The organism is Exiguobacterium sp. s121, assembly GCF_018617245.1.
GTDB classification, from domain to species: Bacteria; Bacillota; Bacilli; order Exiguobacteriales; family Exiguobacteriaceae; genus Exiguobacterium; species Exiguobacterium profundum.
Window position 1 is genome coordinate 475750 of sequence record NZ_JACSJV010000001.1, and the last position, 21622, is coordinate 497371.

16 protein-coding genes are annotated in these 21622 nt (G+C 49.8%); 12 read left to right on the forward strand and 4 right to left on the reverse strand.

Features of this window, described 5'->3' with window-relative positions:
• Window positions 1-20 precede the first annotated feature (20 nt).
• The 11 genes from KOG47_RS02495 (at window position 21) to KOG47_RS02545 (ending at window position 17082) form a co-directional block, all read left to right on the forward strand.
• Window positions 21-3086: a CgeB family protein gene (locus KOG47_RS02495; protein ID WP_215243702.1), complete on the forward strand. Its 3066-nt coding sequence runs from the start codon at window positions 21-23 to the stop codon at window positions 3084-3086.
• Complete coding sequence (locus tag KOG47_RS02500; protein WP_215243703.1) at window positions 3083-5266, forward strand: glycosyltransferase; 2184 nt, start codon at window positions 3083-3085, stop codon at window positions 5264-5266. The genes KOG47_RS02495 and KOG47_RS02500 overlap by 4 nt, the downstream gene beginning before the upstream one ends.
• 127 nt (window positions 5267-5393) lie before the next feature.
• A complete protein-coding gene (locus tag KOG47_RS02505; protein WP_074036038.1) occupies window positions 5394-6683 on the forward strand; it encodes a nucleotide sugar dehydrogenase in 1290 nt (429 codons plus the stop codon).
• Between the two features lie 15 nt (window positions 6684-6698).
• Window positions 6699-7496: an ABC transporter permease gene (locus KOG47_RS02510; RefSeq protein WP_012727110.1), complete on the forward strand. Its 798-nt coding sequence runs from the start codon at window positions 6699-6701 to the stop codon at window positions 7494-7496.
• 10 nt (window positions 7497-7506) lie between these two features.
• Window positions 7507-8394 carry a teichoic acids export ABC transporter ATP-binding subunit TagH gene (gene tagH, locus KOG47_RS02515; RefSeq protein WP_012727109.1) on the forward strand — a complete coding sequence of 296 codons (888 nt, stop codon included), beginning with the start codon at window positions 7507-7509 and terminating at the stop codon, window positions 8392-8394.
• Window positions 8395-8443: 49 nt separating this feature from the next.
• Window positions 8444-9544: a non-hydrolyzing UDP-N-acetylglucosamine 2-epimerase gene (gene wecB, locus KOG47_RS02520; protein ID WP_012727108.1), complete on the forward strand. Its 1101-nt coding sequence runs from the start codon at window positions 8444-8446 to the stop codon at window positions 9542-9544.
• Window positions 9545-9625: 81 nt separating this feature from the next.
• Window positions 9626-10102 carry a hypothetical protein gene (locus KOG47_RS02525; protein WP_159562818.1) on the forward strand — a complete coding sequence of 159 codons (477 nt, stop codon included), beginning with the start codon at window positions 9626-9628 and terminating at the stop codon, window positions 10100-10102.
• A 37-nt stretch (window positions 10103-10139) separates the two neighbouring features.
• Window positions 10140-11570: an MBOAT family O-acyltransferase gene (locus KOG47_RS02530; protein WP_159562817.1), complete on the forward strand. Its 1431-nt coding sequence runs from the start codon at window positions 10140-10142 to the stop codon at window positions 11568-11570.
• 12 nt (window positions 11571-11582) lie between these two features.
• Complete coding sequence (locus KOG47_RS02535) at window positions 11583-12803, forward strand: DHHW family protein (protein ID WP_214690553.1); 1221 nt, start codon at window positions 11583-11585, stop codon at window positions 12801-12803.
• Between the two features lie 76 nt (window positions 12804-12879).
• The gene (locus KOG47_RS02540; RefSeq protein ID WP_251131838.1) at window positions 12880-14157 is read left to right on the forward strand and encodes a glycosyltransferase family 4 protein; all 1278 of its coding nucleotides are present in this window, start codon (window positions 12880-12882) and stop codon (window positions 14155-14157) included.
• 261 nt (window positions 14158-14418) lie between these two features.
• Window positions 14419-17082, forward strand: a complete 2664-nt coding sequence (locus KOG47_RS02545) for an immunoglobulin-like domain-containing protein (protein WP_215243705.1) — start codon at window positions 14419-14421, stop codon at window positions 17080-17082.
• 42 nt (window positions 17083-17124) lie between these two features.
• Here KOG47_RS02545 and KOG47_RS02550 read toward each other — a convergent pair whose 3' ends face one another.
• The gene (locus tag KOG47_RS02550) at window positions 17125-17418 is read right to left on the reverse strand and encodes a hypothetical protein (protein ID WP_074036045.1); all 294 of its coding nucleotides are present in this window, start codon (window positions 17416-17418) and stop codon (window positions 17125-17127) included.
• A 185-nt stretch (window positions 17419-17603) separates the two neighbouring features.
• On the opposite strand from KOG47_RS02550, the gene KOG47_RS02555 reads away from it, so the two are divergent.
• Window positions 17604-18104 carry a YdcF family protein gene (locus KOG47_RS02555; protein WP_215243706.1) on the forward strand — a complete coding sequence of 167 codons (501 nt, stop codon included), beginning with the start codon at window positions 17604-17606 and terminating at the stop codon, window positions 18102-18104.
• 20 nt (window positions 18105-18124) lie between these two features.
• Here KOG47_RS02555 and KOG47_RS02560 read toward each other — a convergent pair whose 3' ends face one another.
• From KOG47_RS02560 to KOG47_RS02570, 3 genes are all read right to left on the reverse strand, one after another.
• Window positions 18125-19960, reverse strand: coding sequence for an acyltransferase family protein (locus tag KOG47_RS02560; RefSeq protein WP_215243707.1), 1836 nt, complete (start codon window positions 19958-19960; stop codon window positions 18125-18127).
• Between the two features lie 153 nt (window positions 19961-20113).
• Window positions 20114-21298, reverse strand: coding sequence for a chromate efflux transporter (gene chrA, locus KOG47_RS02565; RefSeq protein WP_215243708.1), 1185 nt, complete (start codon window positions 21296-21298; stop codon window positions 20114-20116).
• A gap of 4 nt (window positions 21299-21302) precedes the next feature.
• Window positions 21303-21611: a PadR family transcriptional regulator gene (locus KOG47_RS02570; protein ID WP_215243709.1), complete on the reverse strand. Its 309-nt coding sequence runs from the start codon at window positions 21609-21611 to the stop codon at window positions 21303-21305.
• Window positions 21612-21622 lie beyond the last annotated feature (11 nt).

Here is a 21622-nt window from a genome sequence, read left to right on the forward strand (position 1 = left end):
ATGATTTGGAGGATATGAGGATGGATTGGCAGAAAAAAGCACGTCGCGCCGCTTACCTTGGGGTACAACGGTCGAAGCGACTCGGTCGTAAAGTGTTGAACAAACGCCCGAACAAATCGCATCAACTACGTGAACTCGTACCGAACTGGTATACACGCTCACCTTACGTACACGTTGAAGGGACGGACCTTGTCTTCTCTGGGGACGAGCCGGTCACCGTCACGTACCGACCGAACGCGAGTTCAGATATCATCTCGGTGAACGACCTCGTCGAATCAGGTCAAAAGACGTTCACGGCTATGATGCGTGTCAAATCGCGCGAAGGTCTGATGCCAACGTTGACGTTAGAAGTCGTGCGTAAAGGTGGACGTACTCGTTACGTGACGGTACAGGACGGCGATCAGGTCGATGTGACGCTCGGCATGGGTGAACAAATCGTCCGGGCTCATCTTGAAGTCAACGGGGCAGGAGCGTTCAGCCTCGTCGAGCTCATGCTCGGCAAGCTGTCGCTTTGGACAGTCGAAGGGACGGCTGCGAACGTATCACTTGATGCTTTTGATTTCCGTTATCCGCTTACGTCGTCGTCACTCCGTTCTCTCAAACCACAGAGTGAGATTGCTCACTTCGACGGAGACGCGCTCGTCGTCCGTGCCGAAGGGAACCAATACACGCACTATGGCGTCGATGAGATCGCGCTGCCACACGTCGATACGGAACGTGGCATCGATTTTGAGACGGGTGATATGGACGATGACTTGTATCGTTTCTATTTGAAAGGGGACCGCACGGGTACAGCGGACGCCTCGCTGTTCATCGCGACGTATACGGTGTCTGGGCAGGATCGTTTGATTGAAGTGCCACTCGGACTGAGTGGTATCGTCCGCATCGCACCGTCACACCGTTCCATCCGCTATTTCATCCGCGTGAACGGGTCAGGACAGCTTGAGAACTTAAATATCGGAATGATTCGCGAGAAGAGTGTCCGCCGTGAAGACGTCTTGTCCCTCAAACCGGACATGTGGACGATCCCGGCACCCGACCTCATCAAATTGAAGAGTCGAGATGACCAACTCGTCGTCCAGTTGAAAGGCGAGGACGATCAGCGCCGCTACATCTCGTATGCCGAGATGAACAACAGCTTCAAACTGCTCCCGACAGAGTTCCCGTATGAAGTGAAGGCGAACAGTCGTTACCGTGTCACGCTCGATGGTGTAGCCGATGAAGGGGCGAATGTCGTCCTCTACATCATTGCCTACTCGGCGACGGAGCGTCAGATTATGCAACAGGTTCAAATCGGAAGCGAGAAAGTCTTCTACTTTGACCGTGGCATCCGCTTCCTTCGTTTCGCCCTCCGTGTCGACGGTGTCGGAGAGGCTCGGGTCGACCGCATCCGTGTCGCTGAAGAACTCGTCAGCGATGGTACAGAAAACCCGACGTGGATGGACGTGCGCGAGGCTCGCTTCTTCGCACCAATCCCACGTGAACTACACGAACTGAAGGTCGCGGCCATCTTCGATGAGTTCACGATGGCATCCTACAAACCAGAGTGTCAGCTCATCACGTTCACACCGGACAACTGGAAGACGGTGCTCCTCGATGAGCAACCGGACGTCCTCGTCGTCGAATCGGCGTGGAAAGGGAACGCCGGTGCATGGGAGAAGAAAATCGTCAAATATGGCACGAACACATGGGAAGAGCTCGATGCGCTTCTCGCTTGGTGCCGTTATCACAACATCCCGACCGTCTTTTGGAACAAAGAAGACCCGATTCACTACGACCGTTTCATTGAGACGGCGAAGCGATTCGACTATGTGTATACGACCGACATGAACCGCGTTCCGAACTATAAAGAAGATTGTGGTCATGACCGTGTCGATGCGTTACCGTTCGCGGCACAGCCGAAAGAACATAACCCGATTCGCTTACCAGGGACTCGTGAACCGTATGCGTGTTTCGCCGGTTCGTATTATGCGAACCGTCACGAATCGCGTAAAGCTGACATGGACAGACTGTTCGCGGCAGCAGACAAGTATGGTCTTGCGATTTATGATCGGAACTATGCGATCAACCAACGCGGGGAGAGCGACCAACTTCAATTCCCGGAACAGTTCCGTCACTCGATTCGCGGCAGTTTGAAATACAACCAGATTGCCAAGGCGTATAAAGGATATAAAGTCATGTTGAACGTCAACTCGGTCAACGATTCACCGACGATGTTCTCACGTCGCGTCTTCGAAGGACTCGCCTGCGCCACACCGGTCGTCAGTACACGCTCGGTCGGGGTTGATGCCATGCTTGGCGATTACGTCTTCCTTGACGACGGAGAATCTGACTTGGATGAAACGTTCCGCCGTTTGATGACAGATGACTCATTCTATGAGGACATCGCGATGCGTGGTATGCGTCACGTGTTGACATATCACACGTATACGCAACGTCTGGCGAAAATCGTCCAAGACGTCGGCATCCCGTACCGTGTCGACCACGAGAAGATTGCCGTAGTCGCCTTCATCAAGTCGCGCGAAGAGGCAGAACGCGTCGTCGCTCAGTTCGAGGCGCAACGTTATGAGCATAAACATCTCATGATGTTCCTCGATAAGTTCGAGGATCACATCGATGTATACAACACGTATAACACGCCGTCGATCTCGACGTATATGCGTAGCTACTTGACGCACTATACCTCGTTCACGGAGATGGTCGAAGCGTACGATTGGGTCGCCCACTTGAAGTCGGACGATTATTACGGTCCGAACTACTTGAGCGATTATCTGCTCGCGGCACGCTACGCAGAAGCGGACGTTCTGACGAAAGAGGACTACTATACGTATGACGGTCAGCTCGTCAAACAGGACCATGACGAATCGTATCGTTATGTGTTTGATGCGACACCGTCCCGCTCGATCGTGCAGCCGTCGGCACTCCGTTTCTATACGGTGGAGGAGGCACTCCACATCTTTGAAGCGGATGAGAGCTTGAACGAGCTTGCTCGTTCTGGCAAACGCATCTTCAGTGTCGACCCGTATCAATATGTGAAAGCCGGTGCCGCCATGGATGAAGCGGACCTTCAGGAGGTAACATTATGACGAAGCAACCGCTCCGAATCCTCGTATACGGGGACGTCAATTTGAACTTGATCGACGGATCAGCCATCTGGCTCACGTCGGTCGTGCATATGTTGAACCAGGACCCGAACATCGAGGTCGACGTGCTCTTGAAGCGCTCGATTGTGAAACCGGAAGTGACGGCGTCTATCAAACAGCTCGACCGCGTCAACTTCATCGACGTCTTCACGGAAGACTCGACGAAGAAGGAGGAGCCGTACTATGAGAAGAAGGTGCTCCAGCCGGAAGAGGCGGCCCAACTCATCCACGAGCTCGTCGAGACGAAACAGTATGACATGACGTTCATCCGTGGGTTCCAACTCGCTTATGCGCTCTCCGATTATGAACATACGATGAAAAAGACGTGGACTTATCTCACAGATTTCACGCATGATTCATCGGCCGCGTCACAGGAGGAGTTGGCACGTTTGAAGAAGATTGCGGACCGTTCGGCTCGCATGCTCTGTCAGACAGCGGAGATGAAGGCGTACTTCGAGACGTTTTTACAGACGCCGAAGCCGTTCCTCATCTTGAACCCGATGATCCCGAACATGCGTGAGGCGACGCCGACGTTCAAACGTCAGGCGAAGCGTCTCGTCTATACAGGAAAGTTCGCGCCACTCTGGTACTCGGCTGAAATTCTCGACGCACTCGAGAAAGTACGAGTCCGGATGCCGGACGTCGAATTGAAAGTGGCGGGAGACAAGTTCAACCAAGACCCGAACAATCCGAACTTCCGTAAAGAAGTGACGCATCGTCTTCAAACGGACGAAGGGGTCCACTGGTTGAAAGGTATCCCGCGTGCGGACGTCGAGACGCTCATCGAAGAGAGCGACATTGGCATCTCGTGGCGTCACCCGGACCTTGACGACAGCCTCGAGTTGTCGACGAAGCTTCTCGAATATGGGGCGCTCGGGAAGCCGGTCCTCCTTAACCGCAACAAGATGCACGAGATGTTGCTCGGGTCGAGCTACCCGCTCTTCGTCAATTCGGAAGACGAATTCATCGAAAAGGTTGAACTCGCCTTCACGCATCCAGCCATCTATAAGGATGCGGCGGAACGGCTCTACAACATGGCGAAGAATTATACGTTCGCCAGCACGTTCGAACGTCTCCGTGACGCGATTTGGGAGATGCAGAAGACGACGCTCCTCTTCGCCGGTCACGACTTGAAGTTCATCCGCATGTTCATGGAACGCTTTGAGGCCGACCCGAGCTACCGGGTCCTCATCGACCAGTGGGATGGACACAAGATTCATGATGTAAATCACAGCAAGGCATGTCTCGCACAAGCAGACGTCATTTTCTGTGAATGGGGCCTCGGCAACGCCGTCTGGTACTCGCAACATAAGTTGCCGCATCAACGCCTCATCGTCCGGATTCATCGTCAGGAGAAAGAAACACCATTTCCACGGGAATATGCGCTCGACAACATCGACCGCATCATCCTCGTCTCACCGTATATGTTAGAAGAGATGCATCGTCTGTTCGGAATCCCGCGTCACCAGATGACGGTCATCTACAACGCCGTCGACGCGGACAAGCTCGACAAACCGAAACAGGCAGACGATTTGACGTTCCGTCTCGGTATGATCGGCATGAACCCGAAACTGAAGCGTCCGGACCTCGCGCTCGACGTCCTCGAAGAGCTGCTGAAGACGGACAAGCGGTACCATCTCCACTTCAAAGGACACCATCCAAAAGACGTCTATTGGATCGGGAAGCGCGAAGAGGAGAGCGCGTACTACGAGGCGCTACTGAAACGAATCGAGGAGTCAGAACTTCGCGACCACGTCCACTTCGATGGACACGGCAATGACGTCGATACGTGGCTCCAATCGATCGGATTCGTCTTCTCGACGAGTGACTTGGAAAGTTTCCATCTCGCACCGGCCGAAGCGATGGCAGCAGGATCATACCCGCTCATCCGCCACTGGACGGGTGCGGAAACAATTTACCCAGACGAACTACTCGTCACGGATACGTCGAAATTTGTCGATACGATCCTCTCTTATAAAGAAGATACCGAGAAGCTGAAGACGGACGCAAAAGCCTATCAGGCGTATGCCCGTAAACATTTCGCGCTCGATCGTCTCTATCGAGAGATGGAACAAATCATTTCAGGCAAAACACACGAACAATTTGCGACGACATTGTCATGAAAATGTAATTGCACCAAAGAATTGTTCAAGAGTATAATGAGTATTGTTTTATTATCGAATGTGAAATAAAATGATGGACAATGCGCTATTTAAAAAGCGCGTCAAAACATTTGGAGGTTACCACACAATGAAAGTATGTACAGTAGGTCTTGGATATATCGGATTACCGACATCGGCTGTCTTTGCGAACTATGGCGTCGACGTCGTCGGAGTCGATATCTCACAACATGTTGTTGATAAATTGAACCGTGGAGAAATCCACATTGAAGAGCCAGGTCTCGGCGAAATGGTCGCAGACGTCGTGGCAAAAGGGAAGTTCCGTGCATCACTCTCTCCAGAGAAAGCAGATGCCTTCATCATCGCGGTCCCAACTCCGAACAACGACGACGAGCACAAATCATGTGACTTGACGTACGTCTTGGATGCGACACGCAAAGTGTTGCCATTCGTTGAAAAAGGCAACGTCATCATCGTTGAGTCGACAATCGCACCACGTACGATGGACGACTTCGTCAAACCACTCGTCGAAGAAGCTGGATTCACTGTCGGTGAAGACATCTATCTCGTACACTGCCCAGAGCGCGTATTGCCTGGACAAATCCTTCATGAGCTCGTGCACAACAACCGCATCGTCGGTGGGATCACGACAGAATGTGCAGAAGCAGGCGCACGCGTCTACGGTACATTCGTTGAAGGTGAAATCGTGAAAACGGATGCGAAGACGGCAGAAATGTCGAAACTCATGGAAAACACGTTCCGTGACGTCAACATCGCACTCGCGAACGAACTCGCAAAAGTATGTAACGACTTAGACATCAACGTTCTTGACGTCATCGAGATGGCGAACAAGCACCCACGTGTCAACTTGCATAGCCCAGGACCAGGTGTCGGTGGACACTGTCTCGCGGTCGACCCGTACTTCATCGTCGCGAAATCACCTGACCTCGCGAAAATCATCAACTTGTCACGTGAGACGAACGTCTCGATGCCACACTACGTTGCAGACAACGTTCAGAAGTTGACTGCTGGAATCGAAGACGCGAAAGTCGCTGTCTTTGGTGTGACATACAAAGGAAACGTCGACGACATGCGTGAAAGCCCAGCGGTTGAAATCGCTGAAATCTTGCTTGACCGTGGTGTGAACATCTCTGTTCACGATTCACACGTTGAAAAATCAACATCAAGCCGTTTCGAGCTCGTTTCAAAAGAAGAAGCACTCAAAGACGCAGACCTCGTCCTCGTATTGGTTGACCACAACGAGTTCAAAGTCCTCGACTTTGCAGAGCTCAAGTCATCAATGCGTCGTCCGATGATCTTCGACACACGTAACATCGTGAAACCAGAAGGTGAAGACGTAGCGGTCGTCAACTACGGCAACCTCTACAAATATACAAAGGAAACGAATCTCGTTCTTTGATTCAGGTGAATGAACATGTTTAAATCCGCGAAAGCTATTCTTTCAGAGCTAAAGTCGAGCTTGTACTTGATTTTCCGTCTCGCCACGTATGAGACGCGAAGCAACAACTCGATGCAGTACCTCGGATTTTTATGGGAGTTCGTGACACCGTTATTGCAGATTGGAGTTTACTGGTTCGTATTTGGATTTGGTATTCGAAGCGGCAGGCCGATTGATGGCGTGCCGTTTCTGCCATGGTTGGTCGCAGGGATTGTCGTCTGGTTCTTTATTGCCTCGGCGATCACCTCGACGGCCCGGTCCGTCTATTCGAAAATCGGCATGGTCTCCAAAATGAGCTTCCCAATCTCGACGATTCCGGCATACGTCTTGCTCGCACTCTTCTATCGCCACGTGGCGTTAGTCGGTGTCTCGTTCATCTTGATGTGGGCATTCGGATTCCCGATGGGGCTGCATTCGCTCTGGTTTATCTACTTGGCGTTCAGTGCGCTTGCACTACTGTACTCGCTCGCCTTGATTACGTCCGCGCTCACGACAATCGTGCGCGATCTTCAAAACCTTCTTCAGTCGATGATGCGGATGTTGATGTATTTGACACCGATTTTTTGGGTGCCGCCGGCGAAGCTCGCGAATATCCTACAAATCAATCCGCTCTATTATTTAGTCGAAGGATATCGGTCGATGTTCCTCGGAACCGACTGGTTGGCGACTAACTGGGCTTACGGTCTCTATTACTGGGCCATCGTCTTCGTTCTCTTCTTCGTCGGGTCGATGATTCATTTGCGTTTCCGTCGACACTTCATCGATTACATTTGAGGAGGACCTTATGTACCAGGTTAAATTTGAAAACGTATCGAAACGATATACGCTTTATAACAAGCAATCTGATAAGCTGAAAGAGATCTTCTTCAGTAAAGCAGGGGGCAAACAGTTTTACGCGCTTCGCAATGTCACGTTTGAAGTTCCACCCGGGGAAGTGGTCGGGATTATCGGCATTAACGGGTCAGGGAAGTCGACGATGTCGAACTTGTTGGCTGACGTCATGCCGCCGACTCACGGAAAAATCGAACTTCACGGAAAGACGGCGTTGATTGCGATCTCTTCTGGTTTGAACGGCAACTTGACTGGGCTCGAGAACATCGAGCTCAAAGGGTTGATGCTCGGGATGACGAAACAGGAGATTATCGATTTGACACCGGCCATCATTGAGTTCGCCGATATCGGTGACTTTATCAATCAGCCGGTCAAGACGTACTCGAGCGGGATGAAGTCCCGTCTCGGATTCGCCATTTCAATCAACGTCGACCCAGACATTCTCGTCATCGATGAGGCGCTCTCGGTCGGGGACCAAACGTTCACCGACAAGTGTCTCGCCAAGATGAACGAGTTCAAAGATCGTGGGAAGACGATTTTCTTCATCAGTCACTCGGTCTCACAAGTTCGCCAATTCTGTACGCTCGGCCTTTGGCTCGAGTTCGGAGAAGTGCGCGAATATGGACCAGTCGATGAAGTTGTTCGGGAGTACAACAAGTTTTTGAAATGGTTCCGCAACTTGTCTAAAGAGCAACAAGACTCGTTTAAAGCCGACAAGCTCAAACGTCGTACGACGGTCGTCGATGCGACAGAGCTCGGAGAGACATACATCTTACCGCCTTTGACAGAAGAACAACTACAAACACGCCATTCGTCGGTCGCTGTATCGAACGAAGCGTGAGCAATTGGGAGGAGGAAGCACGGCGAAGTCAGACCGTGCGAAACGACCTATGAAAAAAGTCATGACCGTCTTTGGGACGCGACCAGAAGCCATCAAAATGGCACCACTCGTACTTGAGTTGAAAAAACGTGAAGGGGTAGAACCGATTGTCGTCGTGACAGCGCAGCACCGTCAAATGCTTGACCAAGTGCTCGAGTTGTTCGAAATCAAACCGGACTATGACCTCGACATCATGAAGGACAAGCAGACGCTTTACGATGTCACATCACGCGTATTGAAAGGGATGGGCGAGGTCATCGCTGAAACGAAGCCAGACATCGTGTTGGTCCACGGGGACACAACGACGACATTCGCGGCATCACTCGCAGCCTTCTACAACCAAGTCGCAGTCGGTCACGTTGAGGCTGGCCTGCGCACACACAATAAATATTCACCATTCCCGGAAGAGATGAACCGCCAATTGACGGGTGTCATGGCTGACCTTCATTTCGCACCGACGGAAACGTCGCGTGACAACCTCCTTCGTGAAGGCAAGAACGAAGAGATGATCTTCGTCACAGGGAACACGGCAATCGACGCACTCAAAACGACAGTCCGTGACGACTATGCGAGCGAATTGCTCGACAGCATCCGTTCACAAGGTCGTCGTCTCGTCATGTTGACGGCACACCGTCGTGAGAACTTGGGTGAGCCGATGCGTAACATGTTCCGTGCGGTCCGTCGCTTGATCGAGAAGTATGATGACATTGAAGTCGTGTATCCGGTCCACATGAACCCGGTCGTTCGTGAACTCGCTAACGAGATTCTTCACGATGTCGAACGCGTCCACTTGATCGAACCACTCGACGTCTTCGACTTCCATAACTATGCGGCGACGTCGCACTTGATCTTAACGGATTCAGGTGGCGTACAAGAAGAAGCACCATCTCTCGGTGTACCTGTCCTCGTCCTTCGTGACACGACAGAACGTCCAGAAGGTGTAGCTGCAGGAACACTCAAACTCGCAGGGATTGAAGAAGAGAACATCTTCTCACTCGCGGATGAGCTCTTGTCTGACGAAACGGCATACAAAGCGATGTCACAAGCATCGAACCCGTACGGTGATGGTGAGGCGTCACGTCGAATCGTCGATGCCATCCTTGCCAACTAAATGAAAACGAATAGAGTTGTTTTGTGCCCGGCACAGCAACTCTTTTCTGTATCATTATCCTAATGATTCGGAGGTGCTTGCATGTCAACGAAGCGAATTCGTCCGGCGATTTACCATTACTATCCGCGTGGACCACATAAAAATCATATGTCGATGCGCGAAGAGGAATACAAGACAGAGGTCACCTTTTTACCTCAATCGCTAAAGGACTCGATTTATGTTCAACTATTTGACTTGAAATTTGAAATTCCCCCATCGAAAATCTTTTTGGCTGATGCCAAGATGGATGAAGGGGATGAAATGGAAGTCAACACATCCGTTTATGTCGAAGGCGACCGCGCCATCCGACTAGAATTGTACGTCATGCAGTATTCAGACGAAGAACGTTTATCGAATAAGCGTTTCATGCTCACATTGAACCCAGGGGTGAACCCCGTTGTAGAAGTCGTCAAACAAATGGAAGATGCCAAGTATTTCAAGATGTCCTACAAATACATCGTAGAAACGCTTGAACCGACCACTGTACGATTTGATGATCTCTATGTGACGTTCCGCTAAGCGGAGCAAGTCTTAAGGGAGAAAGGGACCATACGGTATGTTATTTAGTTCCACGGTATTCTTATTTTATTTCTTACCGGTCGTGCTGCTGCTGTATTTCGTGTCACCACGCTGGTTAAAAAATACGATTTTACTCGTCTCAAGTTTATTTTTCTATGCATGGGGTGAACCACGGTTCGTCTTAATCATGCTCGCATCGATCGTCATGAACTATGTGTTCGGCTTTATGGTCGACAAGTATCGTGATGATGCAAAGAAAATCAAATGGACGATGGTGCTCATGCTTCTCGGGAACCTCGGGATGCTTGGGGTCTTCAAGTACGCGAGTTTCTTCGTTGAGAACGTCAACTCGGTATTTGGCTTCTCGCTGAACGACCCGGATATTCCTCTTCCGCTCGGGATTTCATTCTTTACATTCCAAGCGATGAGTTATGTCATCGATGTGTATCGAAACGATGGGCGTCTACAGAAGAACTTGTTTGACTTGGCACTTTACGTATCGTTCTTCCCACAATTGATTGCCGGACCGATCGTCCGTTATCAAACGGTCGCAGATGAAATCGTGGACCGCCGTGAGACAGTCGATGACTTCGTCTCTGGGATTCAACGATTCGTCATTGGTCTAGGGAAGAAAATGATTTTAGCGAACAGTTGTGGATACGTCGCGGATCAGGTATTCAGTCAATCGGCCGGGGATTTGTCGACGACACTCGCCTGGATCGGTGTCATCGCTTACTCGCTACAGATTTACTTTGATTTCTCAGGTTATTCGGATATGGCGATCGGTCTCGGTCGGATGTTTGGGTTCCATTTCCTTGAGAACTTCAATTATCCGTATATTTCAAAATCAGTGTCTGAGTTTTGGCGTCGCTGGCACATCTCACTTGGGAGCTGGTTCCGAGATTATGTGTACATCCCACTCGGCGGGAATCGTCAAGGTCCTTGGAAGACGTATCGCAACTTGACCATCGTTTGGTTATTGACCGGGGTATGGCACGGTGCGAGTTGGACATTTATCGCATGGGGATTATACTATGGGATTTTCATCATGCTCGAACGGGCATTTCTTGGAAAATGGCTTGCCGCATGGCCGGCATGGCTCGCCCACGCGTTCACGCTCTTCATCGTCGTCATCGGTTGGGTATTCTTCCGTGCCGATAACTTCACGTACGCAACAGAGTATCTGCAAGTGATGTTTGGATTACACGGAGGTGAAGTATTCGATCAAACGGCATATTACTACATTGTTCAGTACGGTGTCGTGCTTGTCATCTCGATGATTGCTGCTACACCGCTTCCGAAAATGCTAGTCGCCCGCTTCTTGCGTCATGAAGTGAGTACGGATCGTCCTGTGCTTGCTGCAAGCGCTGGTCTTGCACGAGCGGCGTATATCATGCTCATTTTCGGTATCTCGATTTCATATGTCGTATCGAGTACATTTAACCCATTCATTTATTTCCGGTTCTAAGGAGGGCTGACAATGGAACAACAAACCAAAAGCGAACAAGTCCGTTCGAAAAGGCGGCGCCTTTCTTGGGTGGTCAACAGTATCCTATTGATCGGCTTCCTTGGCACCATCTTTTATGGACTCGCCGTTTACGCCTTTGGCACCGAACAAGCACGTTCAGATAGTGAGGGACGGATGCTAGCACAGCGCCCGGATCCATCTGTCGAGACGATTCTGGATGGAACGTATATGGAAGAGTTCGAGGCATCAGCAAACGATCAGGTGTTTGAGCGTTACATGTGGATTGAGACACAAGCTTGGGTGCAACGGAACGTTCTGCAACAACAGATGAACAACGGTGTCATCAGTATCGATGAGTTCTTGTATGCACCAGATCCTGTGGCGAGCGACTATTCGTCACTTGGGGTCTTCTTTAAAGAATTTCAAAAAGAGATGAGCGAAGCTGACATTCCATCTTACTTCGCATCGGCCCCAAGTAAACCGGTCTATGCGACAAGACAAGGAATCTTCCCAGATTACATCGAGTCGGCAGATGCAGAAAACCGAGGACAGCTTCATGCACGTCTTGAAGAGAATGAGATTCCGCTCATCGACTTAGAAGAAACGCTTGGCGATCAGCCAGGAAAAGATATTTACTTTAAGACGGATCACCACTGGCGTCCGGAAGGGGCATTCATGGCTTATGAACAAATCATGGAACGCTTAAGCGAGCAGTTCCCTGATGCTCCTGCCTTATCGATGGAGGATATGGAAATCAAATCGGTAGACGGTCCGTTTTATGGATCTCATGCCCGTGAAATTTCGATGCCTTACGTCGAGTCACCTGATCAATTTACGTACCTTGAACCGAAAGACGGATTTACTACGACAGTCTGTCGAAATGGCGACGACTGTGGTCATTCGGTCCTAGATACGGATGTCTTGAAGAACTCGACGAAATTCACGAACTACTACAACTTGTTCATGGGTGATAACTATGCCCAATCGAAAATCACACAAAACAATCCGAAAAATGATTATCACTTGCTCGTCTTAAAAGATTCGTATGCGAACCCGATGCTTGGCTATCTTGGAGAGTCATTCGGAACGGTGTCAGCGCTTGATGTCCGTTACTTCGACGACTATGATGTCAGCATTGCGGATTATGCAAAAGAAAATGAGGTAGATGCGGTGCTGTTCGTTCACAACGATCGCATCCGTGGTCTTGGTTCGATGTATCAAGAAGGCTTGTAACCCTAATCAATCGATTACGGAGAAAAGGTAGGTGCTCATTATGAACATATTACTACCGGTGTTTTTTCACTCCGCAATGGGAGGATTACACCTCCACATCTTATCTTCTTTGAAAGTGTTTCTACGAGAGGGGCATGAGGTGACCGTTGTCTGTAAACCTGGTCCCTTTGCCGATGAAGTAAGGAAAATCGGCGGGCAAGTCGTCGAGACGGACTATTCGAGTGAGGACGTGCAATGTGTCATCGATCAAATCCGATCACAGCCGTTCGATGTCGTGTATGCGCATCCGTTCGACGCGCGTCAATTTGGTCTCGCGGTGGCGGAGGCGAACGCAATCCCGTTCGTCCTCGTCATCCACGGGATGTATTATGATGAGATTGAGCAGTATCATCCGAGCGTTTCGCGAGTGATTGCGGTATCGGAACGGATTGCTACACACCTGACTGAGCACTGTCCGGAAATCGAATCAAAACTTACTGTCATCCCGAATGGGGTCGATTCGACTTTTGTTCCGTCGGAGGAAACATCGTCATCAGAACGTATCGTGGGCTTATTCACGTCTCGCCTGGATGCGGACAAACTGTTTATACTAGATGTCTTCTTAGATGCACTAGAAGACGAGAGGGTGCGGTCTTTACCGATTGACTGGTTGATTATCGGTGACGGAACACAGCGAGATAAATACGCCGAGCGTTATGAAGCCGCACTGGCGGGGACAGGTCAGAACATCGAATGGCTTGGTTGGCTAGAACAAAGCCAACTCCCTGAAGCGATGCGGCGTGCCGATTTCATCATCGGTCCCGGACGGTCTGCGCTGGAAGGGATGGCACTCGGTAAACCGACCATCGCTGTCGGGAGCAAAAGCTATCAAGGCTTGGTCACTCCTTCGACGTGGCAAGATATCGCGAGTACGAACTTCGGAGGCATCGGGAATAAGTATGAAGGGTATTCACCAGGACAAATCGGTGAGGCGATTCTCGAGTTGATGGATGAGACGAAGCGACGGAACCTTGCGAGCTTCTCGGCTACACTCGTCGATCAACATTTTCGAGACGAACAATCGCAACAACGCCTACTCGAGGTGCTTGAACAGGTGATAGAAAAAGGTGCTCGAGAAATCGATTTGGTCGAGCGTTATCCTCATATTCGTTATGATCAACTTCATGCTTGTCGTTCGAACCGAATCTGTACATGGAAATTGACAGATCGGGAACAACGACTTGAAGAGACACGCGATGAGTTAGTGACGACCAAACGACAGCTCGACCAACTGCTTATGATGAATGAGGAACAGTCGTTGGAAATCGAGAAGTTACGTATGGAACTTCAGCGATTATCTGATGAAATGGAATAGCGACTTATGGAAAGAGAACTTCGAATCAGAAGTTCTCTTTTTGAATATAGCGAACTTATTCATTATTTATGTGATAAATGTCACCAAAAGTATTCTGACACCATAATAGTCAAAATAAGTATTTTTTATGTTACTTTTGTATTATTTATATTACAAAATTTACATATTTATTTCGTTTTCGGGGTAAAAAAGATTAACACCTTAGAGGCACGCACATCATGTATACCTGTCGCCTTGTTTTTAGTAAAGGAGGATGCATGAATGAAAAAAGTCGTTGCTCTTTTTTTGTGTTTTTTCTTACTTGTCGGATTTACCATTGTACCAGGGTCGAAGGTTGAGGCAAGTTCATCTGTGACCCATGTCTACTCACCAAAATCGTATACACACTATGGAGGAGTTACGTATGCGGTTAAGAAATTTACTTATCCAAAAAGTGTGAAAGTCAAATTATCTAACGGGCGGTACGCTTATCGTTCAGTGAAATGGTCGAAAGTCAGTTTTCAAAAAGAGTACTTGAATCGAACTCAACGAATCGTTGGAAGCGTTCAAGGCACGAACAAGAAAGCGACCTGGTATGTGAGAGTGAAGAACTATCCAATCAAGGTTTCAACGCCAATCATTCGTGCGGTCGGAAAAGGTCAAAAGGCGAATTTGCCGACCAAATTAACTGCTTATTTTGCAAATGGTCAGCGTTCCACTTATCCATTGGAGTGGGGCCCAGCATACACAAGTAAGCTAGGAACAAGAATGGTCAGCTATAAAGCTCGTGGATTAAACTTATACTTCAGTGGAAAAGCGAAGCTTGTGGTGCGAGATGTTCATTTGACCCAACCCGTTTTTTCCATTTTGACGAACAATGAACAGATTCAGGCCGTAGGTAAAATTCATTATCCGGCTCGAGGCGTACGTCACTACTTGATTGCTGAAAACAGAGAAACCAAAGTACAGTATAAAAAGTTGATTTATCCTGAACAAGATGGATCTTACAAAGTGGCATCTCTACCGCTCAAACCTGCGTCCTATAATATGTATGTCCAGTCGGGCGTCAAGCGGACATCACCGGTGGTCGTTTCATTAAAAGGCGGACAGGTTCCGGGTGATTCGGAATCGGATATTCGCAATCTATTAAAAGGTCTATTATTTAATATCCAAGTGGCGAATCCGTTGTTGAATGACATCGTCTTACCGCAAATTGACGGTGTGACATTCTCGATTGATTCAAACAAGTCGGCTTTGTCGAGTGCTGGTAAAGTGACGCGCGGAACGAATGATGAACTTGTGACGTTCACGATTCAAGCGAAACGTGGGGACATCACGGAATCAATCACCTACAATAACATTTTGATTCCGAAGCGCTCCCAGACGGACGAAGAAGAGTTCGACCTCTGGCTCAACAGCATTCAAATCGATAACCCGCTCACGAAGAACATCGAATTGCCGTCCTATCCGGGTGTCGTCTTCTCGATTGAATCGAGCAATCCATCAGTCGTCTCCACTTCTGGTGTCGTTACGAGAGGAAATCAAGACGTGTATGTCAATTTGACCGTACGGGCAACGAAGGGAGCGGTGACGCGTACGAAGTCCTTCCCGAATATCCTCGTACCAAAAAAAGATTCATCGGCGGAAAGTATCATTGATGATTACTTGAATCGACTGGTCATCTCAAGCCCAGTGACTTCAAATATCACACTCCCACCTCTTGCTGGGGCGACGGTGACCTTGACGTCTTCGAATCAAGCGGTTATTACAAACAGTGGGATTGTCACACGAGGTACGACGGACCAATCCGTTTCGCTCGTCGTCACAGTGACAAAAGATGGGGTCACGAAAACGAAAATTTTCCTCGGTTTACTTGTACCGAAGAAAGAAGGCGGGGCTGAAGGGGAAGTAGATGACTACTTGGCAGCACTGTCGATTACAAGTCCACTCACATCGAACATTGTCCTACCGCCATTCACTGGTGGTACAACGACGCTGTCCTCATCGAATCCAGCGGTCGTCTCGAACAGTGGGGTTGTCACACGTGGTACGACGGATAAAACGGTGTCGATTACGGTCAATGCGACGAAGGACGGTGTGACGAAATCACGTACCTTCTCGAACTTGCTCGTACCAAAAGATGATGCGGTGTTGACAGCCGAGCTCGACGCGGCTTTAAATGCCATCAACCTTGGTAATCTCATTAACCTGTCGACCAACATCTCACTTCCGTCCGCATCAAACGGAATCAACGTCAGTTGGTCTTCGAATCAACCGGGTGTCATCTCGAACACCGGGGTGATTCAACAAGATCCGACCGATGCGAAATCGTTCATCCTGACGGCTTCGGTCACAAAGAACGGATTGACTCGGACGAAGACGTTTAGTGGGTCGGTTGCAGCGAATGTTCAGTTGGTATTAGCAGACGATGTGACGAAAGTTAAGTCGTCATTCGGGACGCTATATCCGGTATTTGATTTGTCGTTACCAACGAGCTTGAATGGTACTCCGCTCACATGGACCTCAAGTAACCCGGCGCTGATGACGAGTACGGGGGACGTTCGGGAAAATGATGTGGTCACGCCATTTACCTTGACCGTCAGCAATGCTAGTACAAATCAAATCATCAATATGTCCACACAAGATGTCGATACGGGGTTACTCGGTGGGTTGCTCGATTCGCTTGGCACCCTTTTGAATCCAGTTGTGAGCGCATTGACGGGTAATGCGCAAACAGCCACTCTGCCAACGCAGTATGGAGGTTTACTTGGAATCGGGGCGAAGAGCATCACGAATTGGGAGAGTTCACACCCGAATCTCGTGACGGTTCAAGGATCCAATGTTACCATTCAACGAGATGACCAAGAGCATATCGTTGTCTTGCGAGCGAAATATGAAGGAATCGATCAACCGATTCCATTTATCGTCAAATTATCGAAACGATAACAAAGAAGAACGGAGTCGCATGATGCGACTCCGTTCTTTTAGTCAATGTGTTGTGAAGCGAGCTGGTCCAATCGAAGAGACGAGACGTGTCGCTGCACGTAAGCAATCCAGCTGTCTCGTATACACACGGCTCACATCAGAAAATGCAGAGGGAAGATGGTCTGAGTCGAGGGGACCTTGTCGCATATAAGGAGATTCCCCGGCGCCAAGCGGTGTCGGATGAATCACAAACTTATAGTGAGATGGGTCGAGCTCGACGACTTCGATTTCTGCAAACAATTGTGCATCACGTGTATACAAGAAGCGGGTGGATAACCATTTATCTGAATCTGTCATGGGTCACCAGTCCTCCCTCAAAAAGTCTTATCTCCTTTATATTAAAACATTTTATGGTTATTTGGTAATTTTATTTCATATATATCCCAAAACACTGACTATAATTTGTAAAAAGAATGGATTCGTGCAATCTTTCTCTTGATTAAGTATGGTTAAAAGAGAATGGACGAATATGAGGTGACAATATGAGAAAGAACGCGACTGGTACATACCGGTTCGTCATCATCCTTGGGGCGAAAGTGAATGGGACTCGACCGTCCCGCGCGCTCCAACATCGAATTGACGTAGCGGCTGCCTATGCGAAGGCACATCCTCATGTCGAACTGATCGCAACAGGTGGACAGGGACCAGATGAAGGGATGGCGGAGGCGCGTGTCATTGAACGAGAACTGATGGCGCAAGGAATCGATGCAACACGGATTCATGCGGAAGCGAAATCGACGTCGACAATCGAGAACTTTGAGCATAGCCGCTCAATTTGGGGCGGGGCGTCCGGTTTGACGATCGTGACGAATGATTTTCATGTGCCGCGCGCTCGTCTGATTGCGAGACTGTACTTTCAGCTCGAGAGTGATGCTTTGTATGCACCGACCCCACCGCTTGCGAAAGTGCGATATATGATCCGTGAAATGTTGGCGTACGTGAAGTTGTTGGGACGTTACGTATTTAGGAAAGAAAAAAACTAGGCTCTTGCACTCGCAAGAGCCTAGTTTGGTTGACAGCCGATTTCTTCGTTCAATACGTGGCCAAACGCTTCGGCGCCCTTAATATTTAAATGGACCCCGTCACTTTCGAAGTACGCTTCCTTTCCGATTGAGCGTTCATGCCAATCGATGAGGGACACGTTCTCATGAAGCTCACTGGCCCGAGCGAGTTTTTTATTGACCTCACTCTCCCATGGACGTGGGACACGTGTGTTGATCAAATAGATTTCATCTGCTCGTTCGAACTGCTTGAGCAACGTCTCGAGTTGCTCCATTTTGAAGGCACCGTTCGTTCCGAGATGGAGGAACACGACGTGACCTGGAGCATTATACGATTGGTACTGAGAGGCAACTGGGATTGCATCGCGAACTTGACGTCCGATTTGGGCGTCGATTTTCATATTCGGGAAAGCATCTGCCAAATATTCGTTCAATCCGAGCATGACCGAATCGCCAATCGCGAGAGCCGGTGGACATGTTCGTTCTTCTGGTTTTTCAGTTGGTGCTTTGTTTTCTTTTGTCGATTGATCTTCAGACGGGACTTCCTCTGTTTCCTTAGATTCCGATTCTTTCGGAACGTCCTTTGTCTCATCTTTTGGCATCGGTACTTTCACGACAGGAATTTCATCTTCGACCGGCTTCGACTCAGAGAACGCCAGAATGGTCAAATTCCCAACGAGAACGAGTGAGAGCGCGGTCGCACATGCCGTGGCGGCAAAGCGTGCGTTCGGGTGCGTCGGTGTTGAGACGAGCTGACGGAACGCTTGTTTGAATCCGTTTCGACGAATCGGTGTCTCGACGAAGCGATACGACAACTCGGCGATCAAAAGCGTCAACGCCACTTGCCCGACGGAAAGAAGTGGCGAGAACGTCCCGAGTCGATCGAGCGGTGTCGATAGAATGATGACCGGATAGTGCCACAAGTATATCCCATACGTGCGTGTACCGATCACGCGAAGCCAAACGCTTCCAAACAGTCGTGACCAAATGGTCGCCGGATGGGCGACAGCGGCAATCAATAGGGCGGATAGGAAAGCGACGAGCAAGAAACCTCCATAATAGAGGAATGCATCGTAGGCGTTGACGTTACTGATGATCCCGACGATGACGATGAGCGAAACGGCGCCGGTCCAGTTCAAAATGTGGCGTCCGATATGCGGGATCGTTTCTTTAAACGTGTCCGGACGCCAACCGAAGGCGAGGACGGCTCCCATGAGCAGACCGAACAATCGCGTGTCGGTCCCGTAGTAGACGCGGCTCGGATCGGCTTCCGGGACATATCGGAACGCCATCCAGGCGGCGGAGACGAATAGAAGCGCAGCGAGCAGTTGAAGCAATCGCTTCCGGAACGCGAGACCGACGAGTAGGAGCAACGGCCAGAACGCATAAAACTGTTCTTCGATGGAGAGAGACCATAGATTTTGAAGCGGTGATGGCTTTCCGAAACTCTCGAAGTAGGAGACTTCGTGAAAGATATACCACCAGTTGTTCACATAGGCGAGTGCCGCCAGTGAATCTTGGCGCACCGTATCGAGCAAGGAGCGGTCAAACAGCGTCACATACGTCATCACGACCGACAGCATCAAGACGAGTGCCGGCAACAAACGACGGAAACGCGCGAGGTAGAACTTTTTCAAATCGATTGTGCCGGTCTTCGTCCATTCGCGAATCAAGATCCCGGTAATCAAGTAACCGGACAGGACGAAGAAGACATCGACACCGAGGAATCCCCCTGGTATGTAAGGTACATTTAAATGATATAAAATCACAGCCAAGACGGCGAACGTGCGCAAGCCGTCGAGACCAGGCATATACGTTGTATGTTTGAGTGGTTGCATGCCCCCACTTCCTTTCTAGTAAAGCGGACATTTCCCTTATTTTTGAATCCATTCTTCAGTATAACGAGCGTGGAGGAGGGAATGGTTTCAAAAGATTAACAATCAAATGACGTAAAAATCCAATAAAAAAAGGGACACGAGGTCCCTTGCACCTTACATCAGATTAATCAACGTTCCACCGAGTACCCCGGCGATGACGAGTGCCCACGGTGGTAACTTCCAATAAGCAATCATCACGAACAGGAAGGCAGCGAACACGAAGTCGACCGCATCGTTGACGGTACTCGTGAAGATCGGGCTGTAGAATGCCGCAATCAAAATCCCAACGACCGCCGCGTTGACACCGATGAGGGCACCGGCGACTTTCGGGTTGTGACGGAGCGCGTCCCAAAACGGAAGTGCTCCGAGGATGAGCAAGAAGGCCGGCAAGAAAATCGCAACCGTCGCAAGGATACCACCCGGCACACCGTTAATCACCGTTCCAAGATAAGAAGCGAACGTGAAAAGCGGACCAGGAACGGCCTGAGCGGCACCGTATCCTGCAAGGAAGGCTTCTTCACTCAAGAAACCAGCAGGTACAAGTTCTCGTTCTAGTAGTGGCAAGACCACATGTCCGCCGCCGAAGACGAGGGCACCGGCCCGGTAAAAGCTATCGAACAAGGCAATCGTCTGATTCTCAAACGTCTCCCGTAAAATCGGTAAGATGACGAGAAGTGCCCCAAAAATCGACAGCAGAATGGTCCCGAGACGTTTCGAAATCGGGAACGCACTCGATTTCGTATCGAGACGGTCCGGCTTGAACAACAGGAATCCTGCGAAGGCCGCGAGGAGAATGAACGATACCTGACTGAACGTCGTTTGCCAGAGTAGGACGCCTGCCAAGGCAAAAAAGGCAATCGTTCGTGTCTTTGTATCAGGTGTCAGTTTACTCGCCATCCCTAAGATGGCATGGGCGACGATAGCGACAGCGACGACTTTCAAGCCGTATAACCAGCCTGCATCGGAGACGTCGAGTCCGGATAACAATAAAGCGAATAGGATGAGGGCAACGACCGACGGCGTCGTGAAGCCGATGAACGAGGTGATCCCACCTAATATGCCACCGCGGACAATCCCGATCCCAATCCCGACCTGTGAACTCGCCGGTCCGGGCAAGAATTGGCATAAGGCGACGAGGTCGGCGTAAGCTTTCTCATCCATCCATTTGCGTCGTCTCACATATTCCTCGTGGAAGTAACCGAGGTGGGCGACCGGACCACCGAATGAGGTGAGACCGAGCCTCGTTGAAACGAATAAAATTTCTAGTAACGTCTTGAACGTCACACGTTCTGTCGTCATATCTTCACTCCTTAATTTCTTTGAATAACTCGTATGCCTTTTGACGGGCTTCCGCCAACACAGAAAGTCCTTTTTCGGTCGTCACGTAGTTTTTGCGAACGTGTCCATCGACCGTCTCGTTTTCACGAATCAAGAGCCCGTCTTTCTCCATCCCGTGCAAGATCGGGTAGAGCGTCCCGGTGCTGATTTCGTACCCGTGCTCCCGAAGCTCATCGACCATCCATGCTCCGTAAACGGGGTGTTCCGCGGCGTGGTGCAAAATGTGGATGTGGATGAATCCGAGAAACAGCTTCCGCAAGACGCGGTCTTCCATATGTGTCATCT

Bases quoted from the DNA above. Each gene is read 5' to 3' on its own strand.
- KOG47_RS02510 (WP_012727110.1), top strand. From the start codon at position 6,699: ATGTTTAAATCCGCGAAAGCTATTCTTTCAGAGCTAAAGTCGAGCTTG.
- KOG47_RS02570 (WP_215243709.1), bottom strand. From the start codon at position 21,611: ATGGAAGACCGCGTCTTGCGGAAGCTGTTTCTCGGATTCATCCACATC.
- KOG47_RS02535 (WP_214690553.1), top strand. From the start codon at position 11,583: ATGGAACAACAAACCAAAAGCGAACAAGTCCGTTCGAAAAGGCGGCGC.
- KOG47_RS02560 (WP_215243707.1), bottom strand. From the start codon at position 19,960: ATGCAACCACTCAAACATACAACGTATATGCCTGGTCTCGACGGCTTG.
- chrA (WP_215243708.1), bottom strand. From the start codon at position 21,298: ATGACGACAGAACGTGTGACGTTCAAGACGTTACTAGAAATTTTATTC.
- KOG47_RS02500 (WP_215243703.1), top strand. From the start codon at position 3,083: ATGACGAAGCAACCGCTCCGAATCCTCGTATACGGGGACGTCAATTTG.
- KOG47_RS02550 (WP_074036045.1), bottom strand. From the start codon at position 17,418: ATGACAGATTCAGATAAATGGTTATCCACCCGCTTCTTGTATACACGT.
- tagH (WP_012727109.1), top strand. From the start codon at position 7,507: ATGTACCAGGTTAAATTTGAAAACGTATCGAAACGATATACGCTTTAT.
- KOG47_RS02540 (WP_251131838.1), top strand. From the start codon at position 12,880: ATGGGAGGATTACACCTCCACATCTTATCTTCTTTGAAAGTGTTTCTA.
- KOG47_RS02505 (WP_074036038.1), top strand. From the start codon at position 5,394: ATGAAAGTATGTACAGTAGGTCTTGGATATATCGGATTACCGACATCG.
- KOG47_RS02555 (WP_215243706.1), top strand. From the start codon at position 17,604: ATGAGAAAGAACGCGACTGGTACATACCGGTTCGTCATCATCCTTGGG.
- KOG47_RS02495 (WP_215243702.1), top strand. From the start codon at position 21: ATGGATTGGCAGAAAAAAGCACGTCGCGCCGCTTACCTTGGGGTACAA.
- wecB (WP_012727108.1), top strand. From the start codon at position 8,444: ATGAAAAAAGTCATGACCGTCTTTGGGACGCGACCAGAAGCCATCAAA.
- KOG47_RS02545 (WP_215243705.1), top strand. From the start codon at position 14,419: ATGAAAAAAGTCGTTGCTCTTTTTTTGTGTTTTTTCTTACTTGTCGGA.
- KOG47_RS02525 (WP_159562818.1), top strand. From the start codon at position 9,626: ATGTCAACGAAGCGAATTCGTCCGGCGATTTACCATTACTATCCGCGT.
- KOG47_RS02530 (WP_159562817.1), top strand. From the start codon at position 10,140: ATGTTATTTAGTTCCACGGTATTCTTATTTTATTTCTTACCGGTCGTG.